At 48.7% G+C, this 15,362-nt stretch carries 14 protein-coding genes; 8 read left to right on the forward strand and 6 right to left on the reverse strand.

From position 1 onward, the window contains the following. Positions 1–80 precede the first annotated feature (80 nt). From AC1XUF_RS06230 to AC1XUF_RS06240, 3 genes are read right to left on the reverse strand one after another with little or no spacing between them, the layout of a single operon-like run. Positions 81–965, reverse strand: coding sequence for an alpha/beta fold hydrolase (locus AC1XUF_RS06230; RefSeq protein ID WP_483340807.1), 885 nt, complete (start codon positions 963–965; stop codon positions 81–83). Positions 966–969: 4 nt separating this feature from the next. After that, complete coding sequence (locus AC1XUF_RS06235; protein WP_483340808.1) at positions 970–1,431, reverse strand: SRPBCC family protein; 462 nt, start codon at positions 1,429–1,431, stop codon at positions 970–972. Beyond that, positions 1,421–1,753: an ArsR/SmtB family transcription factor gene (locus AC1XUF_RS06240; protein WP_483340809.1), complete on the reverse strand. Its 333-nt coding sequence runs from the start codon at positions 1,751–1,753 to the stop codon at positions 1,421–1,423. Before AC1XUF_RS06240 ends, AC1XUF_RS06235 begins: the two co-directional genes overlap by 11 nt. 140 nt (positions 1,754–1,893) lie before the next feature. Here AC1XUF_RS06240 and AC1XUF_RS06245 point away from each other — a divergent pair, with 140 nt between their 5' ends. The 7 genes from AC1XUF_RS06245 to AC1XUF_RS06275 all read left to right on the forward strand — a co-directional run bounded on the left by AC1XUF_RS06245 (position 1,894) and on the right by AC1XUF_RS06275 (position 12,181). After that, positions 1,894–3,168 carry a metal-dependent hydrolase family protein gene (locus tag AC1XUF_RS06245; protein WP_483340810.1) on the forward strand — a complete coding sequence of 425 codons (1,275 nt, stop codon included), beginning with the start codon at positions 1,894–1,896 and terminating at the stop codon, positions 3,166–3,168. 267 nt (positions 3,169–3,435) lie between these two features. Continuing rightward, complete coding sequence (locus AC1XUF_RS06250) at positions 3,436–3,864, forward strand: VOC family protein (RefSeq protein ID WP_483340811.1); 429 nt, start codon at positions 3,436–3,438, stop codon at positions 3,862–3,864. 258 nt (positions 3,865–4,122) lie between these two features. Beyond that, the gene (locus AC1XUF_RS06255) at positions 4,123–7,512 is read left to right on the forward strand and encodes a patatin-like phospholipase family protein (RefSeq protein ID WP_483340812.1); all 3,390 of its coding nucleotides are present in this window, start codon (positions 4,123–4,125) and stop codon (positions 7,510–7,512) included. Between the two features lie 216 nt (positions 7,513–7,728). Beyond that, entirely contained in the window at positions 7,729–9,669 is a 1,941-nt protein-coding gene (locus tag AC1XUF_RS06260) for a hydroxysqualene dehydroxylase (RefSeq protein ID WP_483340813.1), read from the forward strand. Positions 9,670–9,692: 23 nt separating this feature from the next. After that, positions 9,693–10,361, forward strand: coding sequence for a transmembrane-type terpene cyclase (locus AC1XUF_RS06265; protein WP_483340814.1), 669 nt, complete (start codon positions 9,693–9,695; stop codon positions 10,359–10,361). Then, complete coding sequence (locus AC1XUF_RS06270) at positions 10,358–11,764, forward strand: sensor histidine kinase (protein WP_483340815.1); 1,407 nt, start codon at positions 10,358–10,360, stop codon at positions 11,762–11,764. The genes AC1XUF_RS06265 and AC1XUF_RS06270 overlap by 4 nt, the downstream gene beginning before the upstream one ends. A 150-nt stretch (positions 11,765–11,914) precedes the next feature. Further along, positions 11,915–12,181 carry a DUF3072 domain-containing protein gene (locus tag AC1XUF_RS06275; protein ID WP_483340816.1) on the forward strand — a complete coding sequence of 89 codons (267 nt, stop codon included), beginning with the start codon at positions 11,915–11,917 and terminating at the stop codon, positions 12,179–12,181. A gap of 72 nt (positions 12,182–12,253) precedes the next feature. Here the strand turns inward: AC1XUF_RS06275 and AC1XUF_RS06280 are convergent, their stop codons facing one another. After that, complete coding sequence (locus AC1XUF_RS06280) at positions 12,254–12,673, reverse strand: hypothetical protein (protein ID WP_483340817.1); 420 nt, start codon at positions 12,671–12,673, stop codon at positions 12,254–12,256. Positions 12,674–12,958: 285 nt separating this feature from the next. Between AC1XUF_RS06280 and AC1XUF_RS06285 the strand changes: the two genes are divergently transcribed. Next, on the forward strand, positions 12,959–13,933 hold the full coding sequence (locus tag AC1XUF_RS06285) for a 3-keto-disaccharide hydrolase (protein ID WP_483340818.1): 975 nt from the start codon (positions 12,959–12,961) through the stop codon (positions 13,931–13,933). A 1-nt stretch (position 13,934) separates the two neighbouring features. Here the strand turns inward: AC1XUF_RS06285 and AC1XUF_RS06290 are convergent, their stop codons facing one another. Together AC1XUF_RS06290 and AC1XUF_RS06295 are read right to left on the reverse strand one after the other, a co-directional pair. Next, positions 13,935–14,696 carry a DNA alkylation repair protein gene (locus AC1XUF_RS06290; protein WP_483340819.1) on the reverse strand — a complete coding sequence of 254 codons (762 nt, stop codon included), beginning with the start codon at positions 14,694–14,696 and terminating at the stop codon, positions 13,935–13,937. A gap of 103 nt (positions 14,697–14,799) precedes the next feature. Then, the gene (locus AC1XUF_RS06295) at positions 14,800–15,204 is read right to left on the reverse strand and encodes a DoxX family protein (RefSeq protein ID WP_483340820.1); all 405 of its coding nucleotides are present in this window, start codon (positions 15,202–15,204) and stop codon (positions 14,800–14,802) included. Between the last annotated feature and the right edge of the window lie 158 nt (positions 15,205–15,362).

The raw sequence follows: 15,362 nt of genomic DNA on the forward strand, positions 1-15,362 counted from the left end.
GTTAAACCCTGTCTGCGATTCAGGCCGAAATCCGGATCAACCGGCGATGGGTTCGGAATGGCAGCTTTTTTTTAATCCAGTTATTCGTTTAGGAATTCTTCTACCAACGCAGCTGTCATTTCCGGCATCCTGCTACCCTTTTTGGCCGTGCAAACCTCACCAATAAACGACCCATGTATGCCGGGAAGTACAGCTAGCTGCGCTTTGGGTATCAGACGGGACATTTTCACTACATGCTCAACCGTCATCACGTCCTTATCGGCCACCATCAGCAATGTCGGGGCATGAATGGATTGTAAATCGGCGTCGGTCCAGTCCTCAAAAGCCAGTCTTCGCGACCTGTCTTTATTAAACATGGATACAAACTTGTTTTTATCCGACGATACTTTGTCATAGCCTACTTTCAAAGGTGCAGGCATATTGTCCAATGAGGCATTTTGCATGTTCTCTGCAAAGCCGGGTATCATGCCCTCATTTTTGTAATTGGATGAAATCACTACGATTTTGTTAAGGATGTCTGGGTAACTCATGGCAATTTGCATCGTTGTGCACCCCCCGTCGCTGAAACCCAGCACGTCAACTTTGTGGATCTTAAGGAATTTCAAAAGTGCCGCCACATCCGCTGCATCCTGTTTGTAAGTTTCAGGTGTGTCCCGGTCGCTCGTGCGGCCGTGGGCTTGCATTTCAACTGCAATGATTTGACGACGGACCGAAAGCAGCGGCAGCAGCTCTCCAAAACTGGTTTCAATTGTGGAGCCGCCGCCGTGTATCAGCACAAGGGGGATAACGCCTTCTCCGTGGATTTCATAATACATGTTCAACCCGTTTACCGGGGCAAATCCTGATTTTTTTAAATTCTCCATCTGATTCTTAATTGTTTGGGCCTTTAATGGTATTGCCAGCACAATGAGGATCATCAGCAATACTGCTTTCGATTGACAGATATCGTATCCTGAGGTCTTCATCGCGTTATTTGATTTTCAGGTTTGCCAGGTAAACATTGAGCTTTTCGACATTTTGTTTTTGCCCTTCCGCAGCATTGTGTGCTTTGATGACCTTGATAAATGACTCCTTCGAATCGAAGAGCATGTGCCAATTAATCAGCGTTTCTTCCCCCTGGGCTTCAAATTCGACAGTTGCAACAAAATGCGGATGTGAAATATGCTCGTAAACGATCTTTTTGAAAAGAACGACTTCGCGGAAAATACTGTGATTGATAAAATTCGCACCGTCCGGGCCGTGCATTACCAGGTCCCATGCTCCGCCAGGCACCATATCCATTCTCTCAATGGTGTTTGTAAATCCGTTGGGTCCCCACCAGTTGGCAATATGCTCCGGCTTGGTCCAGACTTCCCATACCAGCTCAACGGGTGCATTCAGTTTTCTGGATAATCTCAGTTCCCGGTCTTCGGTGCTTGTGTTACTTTCCATATCGTTCTTTTTTTAGTTGTTCCAAATACTTTTCCATTGCATCCAACTTGCTTTCCCAATGCTGCTTGTACTGGTCTATCCAGGCAGATACTTCGCTCAGCCGGTCGAGCTGCGCTTCGCAAATGCGGTCCCGTCCTTGTTGTTTTATTTTAATTAAACCGCAGTCCGTCAATATCTTGACATGAAGCGAGACCGCCTGACGGGTTACGTCGAACTGTTCGGCTATGGCGTTCACATTCAAAGGTTTTGAAGCAATCATACTGATAATCGCCCTCCTAGTCGGGTCCGCTATAGCCTGGTATACATCACGTCTCGTTTCCATAATATGCAAGTAAGTGCTTGCAAATATATATGCAAGTATTTGCTTGCGCAATTTTTTGGTTAAAAATTTCAGCTAAAAGCCTGTTTCTTCTAAATGCCTGATTTTAAGATTGCATGAAGGCTTTTCATTATTTTTGAAATATGAAAATCAAAACAATCCATACTTTATACTTGTCGGCATTGGTGTTCTTCTATGGCGCTGCACCCCATGCTTTTTCTCAAAAAGCTTATCTGCTCCAGCCCGATCGGGTATTCGACGGAACGGAGGTGCATGAAAATTGGGCGGTGCTTGTAAGAGACAAAAAAATAGCTGCAGCTGGCCCGGCATCACAACTGGGCATACCAAAAGATGCGGAGGTTATCACGCTGAAAGGCTGCACGCTACTGCCAGGTTTGATTGAAGGGCATTCACATTTGTTCCTGCATCCCTATAATGAGACGCCATGGGACGACCAGGTTTTGAAAGAGCCTCGCTCCTACCGCACCGCCCGCGCAACGCTCCATGCACAGCGGACATTGATGGCCGGATTTACAACCGTGCGGGATCTGGGAACCGAAGGGGCTGAATATGATGATATAGGGTTAAAAATAGCTATCAATCAAGGCATTATTCCAGGGTCGAGGATGATCATCGCTACCAAAGCGTTGATCGCAACAGGAAGCTACGCGCCAAAAGGATTTAGTACAGATGTGACTGTCCCGCAAGGTGCCGAAGAGGCAGACGGCCATGATAACCTCATCAAAGCGGTTCGAAGCCAGATTGGAAAGGGTGCCGACCTGATCAAAATATACGCGGATTATCGTTGGGGACTGGAAGGAGAAGCCAGGCCAACATTTTCGGTTGAAGAGATTACTCTGATTGTTGCAACGGCCGCGAGCAGCGGAAGGCCTGTTGTGGCACATGCAAGCACAGCCGAAGGAATGAAACGTGCCATCCTCGGCGGCTGCCAGACGATCGAACACGGCGACACCGGCACGTCCGAAATATTTGCAATGATGCGCCAGCGGGGTGTCGCTTTATGCCCGACATTGGCTGCCGGAGACGCGATCAGTCAGTACCGGGGCTGGCAAAAAGGCATTGAGCCCGAACCTGAAAAGCTAAAGAACAAGCGGATCAGTTTCAGGCAGGCCCTTGATGCGGGCGTGACGATTTGTGCGGGTGGCGATGTTGGTGTTTTCGCCCATGGCGACAATGCGAGGGAGCTGGAAATGATGGTTGATTATGGCATGAAACCCATGGATGTACTTCGCTCCGCCACCTCAGTCAATGCAAAGGTCTTCCACCGGGACAACCTGGGTAATGTTAAAATCGGCTTTTCGGCCGACCTTGTTGCCGTTGAAGGCAGGCCCGATCAGGACATGAAGACAATTAGAAACGTAAAGCTGGTCATGAAAGACGGCACCATTTACCGCTAGGCCCCATTGGCCGCCCCCCCCCTGAGCCATGTACTGTATCCAGATCATAACCATCACAGAAAGCACCAGCCGATTCAGGATCAGGGTACTTCATCATTTGAAGTCCAGGCTTGTTTGAACAAGCCGCCTACCCCGGGGCACCTTCAAAATTTTGTCCTGGCCACCCCCTCTAAATGTCCGTTTCACGGATCTTGCGTGTCTGGAGGAAATGCTAGTTTTGGATAGGCAAATTGACAACTAAACTATTAACATTAAAAATTTCTATCCATGCCAAAATTAAACACTTACCTCAACTTCGACGGAACCGCGGAGGAGGCTTTCACCTTTTACAAATCCGTTTTTGGAGGGGAATTCGGAATGATCAACAAAATGGCCGACATGCCGGGCGCCGACCAACTGCCCGAAAATGAAAAAAACCGCATTATGCACGTTTCCCTGCCGATCGGCAAGGAAGATGTACTGATGGGTTCCGACATTGCGCCATCCATGGGTCACAAGCTTACTTCCGGCAACTACTCCTACATTTCTGTATTTACAGAAAGCCGTGAGGAAGCCGACCGCCTTTTCAGCGGGTTATCTGTGGGAGGAAAAATAGAAATGGCAATGGAAGATATGTTCTGGGGCGACTATTTCGGAAGCTTCTGGGATCGATACGGTATTGGCTGGATGATCAACTTCCCTGCACAGCACGCCTAGCCGCATCGCTTCAAAAACGAGGCCGTTCCAACTTTCGGAGCGGCCTCGTTTTTTGTTGCATAATCCACGCAAATGATTCCTGCAGTTTATCATTGGACCTACCTTATCGTGCATTGCTAATGAAGTAGTTGGCCAAAGACAGCGTTCGTTACCGTTCAATAAGAAAGTGCTGGAAAAAACAATCAATTTGATAAATTGACTGCCTTATGTTTTCAAAAACATATCAAGCACTCAACGCTCTTTTCCTGACACCCGACTATGCCTGTTTCTGCTACTCCCGAAGCCTCTTTACAGCTGTTCACCATTCTCGAAGAAGAATACAAGTACATTCATGAAAAAGGGAAAGACGAAGTTAAACCCCTGAATTATGAGATAGATCCAGGACTGATCACGCGGCTGAATATAGAAGCAGCGAATCAATCTGCCGCGGGTGAAGTCAAGCCCGCAGTTACCCCTGAGCCCGACAACATAAGAGGCAAACTCAAGAAAAGTCTTACAGCATTCATGGCTAAGAATCAGGACTATGAATCTCCCTATTCCAAACTGGCCAAATGGATAAAAGAGGACGAAAAGCATAAAAGCAGCAAAATCATAACCCTGCAGGTCATCGAGGAAGTCCTGGAAAGTAAAATTAAAAATCCGGCGCTCATCGAACAGGAGGCCTGGCTTCAGGATATCCTTTCCCTGCAACCCTATACACGAGGTTTGCTTTCGTCCTACTTCACTAATAAAGACACAAAAAAAGCGCTGACAACGGATGAAATCATCGAGTTGAACAGGCTTTTAATCCGTGATGCATATTCGGAATACATCAAGTCTACGGATAGCCTGACATTGGAAAGCATTTTTTCAAAAATGCGCGCCTCCGAACAATCTGCGCTCTGTTTTTCCGGTGGCGGAATTCGCAGCGCCACATTTGGATTAGGGATTATTCAGGGACTCGCCAACCTGAATGTGCTGGACCAGTTCAAATACATGTCCACCGTCTCGGGAGGCGGTTATCTGGGTTCCTGGCTCAGCGCGTGGAGCCACCATGAGGGTTTTGATACAGTGCTCAAAAAACTAAAATCAGAATCGAGCACGCCCTTTACAGTAGAGGCCGATCCGATTGTCCACCTCAGGAGGTACAGCAATTATCTTACACCAAAACTGGGGCTTTTCTCCGCTGATAGCTGGACGCTTTTTTCCACGTATCTGCGGAATCTGCTGCTGATCTGGCTGGTCATCGTGCCATTCCTGGCGGCGCTGGCGGCAGCGCCCTGGCTCGCTGTCAATGTTGCCGCCTCTAAATTTGGTTCATCTGGTCCGTACGCATTTTGGCCAATTGCCGCATTGGCACTCACAGCGGCAGTACTGCTGATCATCGCCATTAGGTTTCTGCACGCATTCATACCCGAATCGCAGCTCTTGTCGAAACCGGACGGGGCTTCGGCGAAAGGAGCCGTAAAGACCAGGGATACAAAGGCTTTCATCAGATATTGTTTTGCTCCATGCCTCATAGCCAATCTATTGCTGATGATCGCCTGGATCTGGTTTGTCCAATTAAAATCCTTCCCACTTCAGTTTGTTGAGGACATCCACAAATCGCTGCGCCTGCACACGGAGACCGATCTGCGGATCTGGTCGTTCGGCGGCAGGTACATCATGTTCAACACCGCATTTTGCCATCTCATCGGATGGTTACTGGCGAAGCCAACCGCCAAAAAGCCTGGCCTCATTATCGGACAAATATTGGTCGTCTCCGCCACCGGGGCTTTTGCAGGCTTTTTATTGCTGCTGATATTGGGGTTGTTCCGCCCGCATTTCCTGGGAGAAGCTCATCTACCCATATTCATCTGCCTGGGTTTTCCCAGCGCATTATTGGCAATTCTTTTGTCGGGATATGTTTTTGAAGGCATTATCAGCCGCTGGAACGATGACTCCCGGCGGGAATGGACCGCCCGTTACAGCGGATTTTTGTTGTTGGCAGCGTTATCCTGGCTGGTCTTAACCGCCATTATCCTCTATGGACCCGGATTAATTGAAGATATCAAGCTGAAAATTGCCAGTCTCGGTTTTGGGACCGGTATTTTGACCGCATTGCTTGGTGGCAGCACTAAAACTGCCGGAAAAGGAGAAGCTGCCGGGTCACGCCAGGGGAAAGGGCCCGCACCCGGCATTGGAAGCCTGATGTCCTATCTGAGCCTCCCAGTCGTGGCTTTGATCACGCTGGTTGTATTGATGACGATGTTGTCTGTATTGGACCTCAGGCTAATGCGGATCTTTCATAATTTAATGGAATACGGACAAGCCAATGTGTTTTGGGTAACACAGACAAATTTCCCCACATTTCCGGTTTATGTCCCGTTTTTAATACTGGCAACATTCATTATTCTGGGGTTCGGGATGGCTGCTGCCATTGATACCAACCGGTTCTCACTGCACGCCATGTACCGCGCAAGGTTAATCAGGGCGTATCTTGGTGCTTCCAGGCCACAGACCGAACGTACCCCGGACCCGTTTACGGGCTTCGACGAAAATGATAACATGCCCATGGGCGAGCTGGATCAGCAACAAAGTGCCTCCACAAGAGCCAGGTCTGTGAAAAAGCCCCCTTTCCACGTTGTTAATCTTGCGCTGAACCTGGTTAGCAGCCGAAACCTGGCTTTGCAGGAGCGAAAAGCGGCTGCATTTACAGTGACCACCCTGCATGCCGGGTCAGTAGCCCTGGGGTACCGGCGGACAAGGAAGCCCCCCTTCGCGGATGCCGATAAAAATCAGAACAATAAAAACGTCACTACCCGCCTGTATGGCGGCAAAAACGGAATAAGCCTTGGTACCGCCATGACCATCTCGGGAGCAGCCGCCAGCCCGAATATGGGCTATCACTCCTCTCCTCTGATTGCATTTCTGATGACCATGTTCAATGTGAGGCTGGGCTGGTGGCTAGGTAATCCCGGGCCGGCGGGCGACGAGACTTTCGACAGGACGACGCCCTTTTTTGCAGTGAAACCGATTTGGGATGAGTTACTTGCCAATACCGATGAACTTAACAATTACGTGTACCTGTCCGACGGCGGCCATTTTGAAAACCTTGGACTTTACGAAATGGTGCTGCGGCGCAATCGCTTCATTTTGGTCAGCGATGCAGGCTGCGATGAGAAATGCACCCTGGAAGATCTCGGTAACGCCATCCGCAAAATCCGTATCGATCTGGGTATACCGATTGATTTCACGGGGGATTTCAAAATCAGGGCCAGATCCGACAATGCTTCCGCAGAAGGTCGGCCATGGGCCCTTGGACGGATCCGTTATTCGGAAGTTGACAAACGAGGCGTCGGAGAACAGACCGCCGAAGATCTGGACGGGATCCTTCTCTACATGAAGCCGGGACTCTACGGAAACGAGCCGCGTGATGTTTTCAACTATGCATCTGCAAAACCCGCATTCCCTCACGAATCTACCGGGGACCAGTTTTTCTCCGAAAGCCAGTTTGAAAGTTATCGCGCATTGGGAAAACACATTATGGAAGATCTGAGCAGGTCGATTCAAACTGAGACTGGGATATCGCTTCAAGCGTTCTTTGCGAAGGAGGGGCGCCAGAAATATTGGCAGCATCTGGCCAGCCAGAAAAGCAAGGCAGATGTGGTCAGAGAATCCCTGCCTTAGTTGTCCCCACGGACCAAAACCGGGCAAGGCCCAACCGGTTCTTGTAAAAGTAATTGTATAAACGTATAGTAATTATAGTTCAAAACTCGGGAAAGTCGCCGGCCAGTGCGCAGCATATCCCTTGTAATTTGGATCTATTTTGCTAAATAGTTCATTTCGTTCCACTTAATGAAAATTAACTGTATATTGCCTTAGTACTACTATCCTCTATTCACTATGCCCAAGGTTGTCATTCTCGGAGGGGGGGTTGCCGGCATGAGCGCGGCACACGAATTGATCGAGCGCGGATTTGAAGTTGACGTTTACGAAAAGAAACCGCGCTACCTCGGCGGGAAAGCCCGTAGCGTGGATGTGCCAGGCTCCAATCTGCAAAGCCCGGACGCATATCTGCCAGGCGAACATGGTTTTCGCTTTTTCCCAGGTTTTTATCGGCATATTACCGACACGATGAAGCGCATACCATTTACGGATGCCAGGGGGCGTGCCAACCGTTTGGGCGTTTTTGACAACCTGGTGGATGTTTCGAGGGTCGGGATCTTAAGGAATGGGAAAAAGCCTATCATTACCATTGTAAGCTTCCCGAAATCGCTTGCAGATATCGAAGCCGCCATTTCCGTCCTGCATACCCATGACACTGGCCTGGAGCCCGGCGAAGCGAAGTTTTTTGGCATGAAAGTACTGCAGCTGATGACCTCCTGCCAACGCAGGCGCGACCTGGAATACGAGAAAATCGGCTGGTGGCAATACATGGACGCCGACAACCACAGCGACGGTTACCAACATTTGCTGGTCGAAGGGTTAACCCGGACACTGGTGGCCGCCAATGCGAAACTGGCCAGTACGAAAACGGGGGGCGATATTTTTATCCAGCTGCTGTTCAACATTGCCAATCCCGGCATGCATACCGACCGTGTGCTCAATGGTCCCACCAATGATGTCTGGCTCAAACCATGGGAAGAGTACCTGACAAAAAAAGGGGTACGTTTTTTTAAAGGAGCACTTGTTGAAAAGCTGATCTGTGAGAAAGGCCTGGTAAAAGGTGTCCAAATCCAGGACTGGCAAAAAGCGGCTAACAACGAACCATCGGCCTACGACCCGCCGGCGTCGGGAGATTATTATCTTCTGGCAACGCCCGTGGAAGTGGCCGCAGTTGTGATTCCGGATGAAGTAAAAAAAGAGAACGGAAGTCTGGAATATATCGACGAACTGGCGAAAGACGTAGCCTGGATGAATGGGATCCAGTTTTACCTGAACACCGAGCTGGATGTCGTGAAGGGGCATTGCATTTATGTAGATAGCGAATGGGCACTCACATCTATCTCACAATTACCTTTCTGGGGAGACTACGATATTCAGCGCCGCGGTGATGGCAAAGTGAAATCGATCCTTTCGGTAGATGTGTCGGATTGGGATGAACCGTTCCCTCCCTTACCCAAAAAAGATTCTTCGGGCAATCTGATCCACGATAAATCCGGCCTTGTCCCCATGAAAGCCAGTGACTGTCAAACCTATGATGATATTGAAAAGCGCGTATGGGAGCAGCTCAAACGCAGCCTGAATGTAAATGGCGTCGAAATATTGACCGATGACATGAAAACAGGGATTTATGTAGACAATACGCAGACTTACAAGGGCTATTATCTTGATCATTCCCTGAACGAAGAGGCGCCGCCCGCGTCAAAAGATGACACGGCTTCGGTTGTCGGGGCGAAAAAACCGGGAAAGTACACACTGGTCGATCATGAACCGTTGCTCATTAACACCGTCAACAGCTGGGCAAGCCGGCCGGATGCGTTTTTACCGGGGGTAAGCAATCTCTTTCTTGCATCCGACTACGTGCGCACCAATACCGACCTGGCTACCATGGAAGGTGCGAACGAAGCTGCGCGGCGGGCGGTCAATTGTATCATCGATGTATCCGGAACAGATGCTCCCGCCTGCGAAATCTGGAACCTGCACGAGCCGGTTTTCTTCGTTCCGTTTAAATGGTACGATGCATGGAGGTACCGTAAGGGAATGCCATATAAAAAACCGCCCAAGTGGTTCGATGCCATCATGGTTGTGTGGGGACTGATTTACGGAGCAGGCTTCACCGCATATACGGTATGGACATTAATGAAGTCCTGGTTTGCCAAGCTCACAGGGAAAAAAAGCTGATTATCGAATTCTGTCAAACCGCAATGGAAAATTCTTTACTAAACCTGAAAGACTATACGATCCCGGAACTTGTCACGTTCGGGACAGGCTGTTTTCTTTGGATTGTCGTCTACTTTTTCACGTTACGAAGTATTTATAAACATCAGTTTATAGAGATTCCGGTGTTGACGGTATGGGGAAATATTGTCTGGGAATTTTTGTGGAGCTGGGTATTTGTGCCGGACATTGGAAATCTTTTTACCTGGGGTTACAGGATTTGGTTTTTTATGGACTGTTTCATTGTGATCGGCGCATTCCGTTACGGCTACAAGCAAATGAACCTTGCCCCTTTTACCAGAAATTTCAAATTGCTGAGCATACTGGGCATTACGGCATGGATCCCGCTTTTGTATTATTATATTAGGATTTACGATTATCCCCTGAGCAGGATGGGTGCGTATTCAGGTTATGTGCTGAATGTGCTCATTTCCGCCTTGTACATTACCATGTCCCTGAGAATGAACCAATGGAAATTGTTTTCGTACCCGGCTGCCTGGGCAAAGGGTATTGGAACGTTGCTGATTTCAGTCTTTTGTTTTCTGCGTTTTACCGACGGCTTTTTACTGACTATGTGCGTGATTACAGGTATCCTTGACGGATTTTATATTTACATTTTCACCCGGGAACGTAGCAACCCTAACAATGTGGCATGAGACGCTTACTATTCGAAAAAGGCTATTTCTGGAGTCAGCTCGGTTTCGATGGTCTCGACGAAGAGGAATTCAAGAAAAGGACTACTGCCGTCCAGCTGGCTTTATATAGTGCCCTGGGCGGGGTGGTTTATTGCCTGATTTATATGTTCCTGGGCTTTCCTTTTGTAGGGTACGCGGTCGCTATTTACGTGATCGTATCTCAGCTAAATCTGCTTTACCTCAGGATTACTCACAATTACGGTGGATTTGGTATCATACAGCTTGTACTGATCCTGCTATTCCCGCTGTCGACCCAGTTGACCATTGGCGGGTATATCGAGGCCAGCGGCGTTGCTTTGGCTGCGTTTTATGCGCCGGCCGGTGCATTGCTTTACGCGAGGAAAGATGTTGCCAGATTGTGTTTCTATATTTTCGTCGTAGAAATTGTCGCCGCTGCTGTCTGGGAATATTACTACGGAAAACCCGAACCCACACTCCCAAGAAGTATCATTCTGTTTTTTTTTGCATCAAATACCATAACGACCTTCGGAATTCTCTATATTCTTCTTGAAAGTTTCTTAGAAAAACAAGAGGCACTGAGGATTGAGCTGCGTGAATCGTTAAGCAACCTTCGTAAGACACAAACCCAATTGATACAAGCAGAAAAAATGGCCAGCCTCGGTCAGCTTACCGCAGGTATTGCCCACGAGATACAGAACCCGCTCAACTTTGTGAACAATTTTTCGGAACTCAACACCGAGCTGACGCAGGAAATACAGGAAGAGCTTGAAAAGCCAATACCCGATTCCGGGCTGATCAAAGAGCTGGTCAGCAGCTTGTTTCAGAATCAGGAAAAAATCGTACATCACGGCCAGCGAGCATCTACAATCATCAAAGGCATGCTCGAGCATTCGCGGTCAGGAACCGGGAAGCACGACCTGGCTAATATTAACAGCCTCACAGAAGAATTTATGCATTTGGCTTACCACGGCCAGCGGGCAAAAGATGGCACTTTCAACGTGAAGCTGGTAAGCAGCTTCGATACCGATCTGCCGCAAGTCAACGTGATTGCACAAGATTTGGGAAGGGTAATTCTGAACCTGCTGAACAATGCTTTTTATGCAACAAAAAAGAAAGCCCTCCTTCACATCAAGGACTATAACCCTACCGTTTGGATCAGCACCGAAAAGCAGGGGAATGTCGTCAGGATCAAAATTAAAGACAATGGTACCGGAATTCCCGAAGACGTTCTCAAGAATATTTTTCAGCCGTTTTTTACTACGAAACCAACTGGTGAGGGTACCGGTCTCGGGCTATCTCTTTCCTACGATATCATCACAGGCGGACACAACGGTACCATTGAGGTGCAAAGTACGGCCGGCGAGGGGACTGAGTTTGTCGTTTCATTGCCGACCAAAATCTGATAATTAGTTCCAGATCATCAAAAATGGAGCTAAGTAATTGAACCCGTAGTTTATTTTTTGCGGATGAACGACATAAGTCTGAACAAAGTACTGAATCAATATCGGCTGGCGTAGTTTTTGTATCCGGTAATCGAAAAAACATCAACAAACATGGCCAATACACATAACACCCTGCCGGAAGAGGCCGAAGATCCGACCAATGACAGCAAAATAATCCCCAAGGGATCCAATACAATTAAAGATCCTGATGAATGGACCACAGGTGAAGAACCGATGACTGGCGCGCAGCAATCTTATTTGAAAACGCTTTCGGATGAAGCTGGAGAAGAATTGGATCCAACATTGACCAAAGCGGAGGCTTCGAAACGAATTGACGAACTACAGCATAAAACAGGAAGGGGCCTGACCAGTTCATAATGGATGATGAAGCATCGGCTGTAGGATCCGGGGCCAACAACATACCCGGATGGCAAACGATTTCAAAGATTATTACCTTTTATATTTCTTCACGTCGGAGGTCGTACAGCCGGTCATAATCATTTCACCAGCCCCATATGCGATCGTCCAGACCTGACATTGGGTGCAGCCGGCCGTACAGGCCTCATTACCAGGAATATTCAGGGGTTTATTGATGGGAATGATCGAACCATTGATATTTAATGAGGTCGGATGGCAGCATATGCGCCTTTCGTTGTTGTCCAGTATGACGCCATCAAACCTGATGTCGATATTGTTGTCAGCATTAAAAGTGACCGGCTGCCAGACGGTGGCCCCATTGTCCTGCACCTGGATTTCCGCCAGTTTCCAAACCCCGACGATCGGCTTGATCCTGGGGTTTGGTTCCGTGCTCTCCGTCTTGTTACAAGCGCAGACCAGCAATATCCATAAAAAGCTGTATCGAAAGTTCATGATCTACTTTTGATTAAATATAGTGGTTTAAAAAGTTTTTCAAAATTCTCCTCGCATTCAGATGCATATTCCGCCGGACGTGCCGGATAGCCTATGTATCCGGCGCATGCGAGGTGGGACGCCTGTGCAGCAACGCGTACAAACCGCGAGGACCTTTAAACTGGTGGCGGGCGAAGCACCTGTTACGCACTGAATATGGAAATAAGTTTTTGATCGCGATATTCAGGCAAAATCAATTTTCTAAATTTAATCTCTAAATTGACCCCTTTAATATCCAAAAAAATCATGAATAATAAATTCCAAACCTACCTGTGCCGGATTTCGCGGCAAGCACTCGCTTCAGCATTGAGCATGTTGCTGGCAATTCAATTTCAGGCGAATGCCTCCAGACCCGCTGCCTCTCCCCTCGAAGGCCGCTGGGACATTACGGTTGACGTCGAAGGCAAACCATTACCTTCCTGGCTGGAAGTAAGACATTCTGGTTACAGTACACTGGTGGGCCAGTTTACCGGCTTTTCAGGAAGTGCGCGCCCTATTGCCGAAGTCATTTTCAAAGACGGGAAGTTCAGCTTCGCTATTCCGAAACAATGGGAAAAAGGGGACAAAGAACTGAAGGTAGAAGGGACAGTTTCAGGCGAATCGATGACCGGTTCCCTTACCACGCCCGAAGGGAAAACTTACACCTGGAAAGGCGTGCGTGCCCCGGTATTACGCCCCAAAGCACAGCCTGCATGGGGTGCGCCCATTAAATTGACAGCCGGAAACGAAATCAAAGGCTGGCACCCAATGGGATCCACCACAAACCAATGGATCGCAGAGAACGGTATTTTGCGCAGCCCAAAATCAGGCGCGAACCTGGTAACAGATCAGAAATTCGGTGATTTCAAATTACATATCGAATTCCGTATCCCGAAAGGAAGCAATAGCGGCGTTTATCTCCGTGGCAGATATGAGGTGCAGGTAACCGACGCAAAAGGCATGGAACCCGCATTGGACCAAATGGGCTCTGTTTATGGTTTTATCAGCCCAAGCGAAATGGTCGCTAAGGAAGCAGGCGAATGGAACACCTATGATATCACCTTGGTGGGCAGGATGTTAACCTTGGTTGCGAACGGCAAAACGGTGATCAGCAATCAGGAGATTCCTGGTATTACCGGCGGCGCGTTGGACAGCAACGAAGGTGAGCCGGGTCCTTTGTACATCCAGGGAGACCATGGTCCGGTAGAGTATCAGAATATCGTGATCACGCCAGCCAAATAAATTATTTTGATTGCTTCAACCCCATGTAGTGGCTCCGTAGCGCCGGATCGAGATGTTCGATGGAATAGCGGAGCGCCGTACGGGGCATGCTAGCGGCATATTGATCCAGAAAGTTGAGCAGCAGCGGGCGGTTGATCTGTCCCGCGCTGCGCAACATCCAACCCGTCGCTTTGTGGATCAGATCGTGCCGATCTGCGAGAAGGATTTCCGCAATTTTGAAAGTATCGGCAATATCTCCCTGCCTGATGAAATAACCCGTTGCCACAATCGCGGTGCGCCGCTCCCACACGTTTCCTGATTTTGCCAGTTTAAAAAGAATATCCCGCGACTCATCCGATAGATACAGGTACCCTCCTACCACATAGGGCGCGCAGATATCCACAAGATCCCAGTTATTGATCCTGTCGGTCCTGCGCAGGTACAAATCATAAAGTACCTTCCTTTGGGCCATGGTAGTCTTCTTGCTGCGTGCCTGCTGATTGATGATACTCAGCCCGCCTGTCCTGATCTCATGGATAGGGCTTTCGAGAAGTTTTTCCACTTCCTCGGCCGACATATTGACATAAGCCTTGGCCAGGGCAAAGATCTGGCCCATCCGGACGCCCATGAAAATATCGCCCTCTCCGTACTCCCCTTCCCCCGTTTTGAAATAACGCATCAGTTTCATCGCCTCCGCCGGGGATCGGTAGGCTTCCATTTTGGCAGCGAACTCGGCAGCTGTGGGGGTTTCCGGTTTTTCGGGAACAGGTTGAATTTCAGGCATAACCAGGTGAGTATGAATGTGCGCTCCAAATATAGTCATATCACGATGATCGTCCCTTATCCATTTCGTCAGGTACCGGACCTATCGATGAGAGATACCTTCCCTATCTCCTGAACGGGATTAGCTCACGCAGTTTTTCATCCCTGAGATATAGTCCCGCCCAAACCAGTATCCCGAAAACCAGTGCGCAGTAAAGGGGCTGCCCGGCCCGCACCATGATGGCGATCGCGCCGCCAAGGTATCCGGTGATCAGGACCGCACCGAGGATCGCCGTACGCGGAATGATGTAGAGGATGGTCGAGATAAGCAGTACGATTCCTATGCTTTGAACCTGATCCACCGGCCAGCCCAGTTGTGCGGAGCCTTCTATGGAGTGTGATTCTTTGATGACTTTCATGATCGCGTCAAAAAGAAGGAACAAAATGCACAGGGCGCTGATGATTTTCCCGGCAAGTGCTGTTTTGGAGGTTTTGCTCTTGTCGGGCTGATTAAAAAATGTGGCTTCCATGATTTCCTGAGGTTTAAGTGTTTTTTTGATTGATCAATTGATATGACAAAGCTAACGACCCGGGATTTCCTTTAAGCTGTGCAAAAACGGCAATCATAGGGGCTCTTTGCGACATGAAGTAGAACCCAGACCGACCTGGCTTATCTAATACTGAAAAA

This window comes from Dyadobacter sp. HNCC25DJ185 (assembly GCF_056895195.1).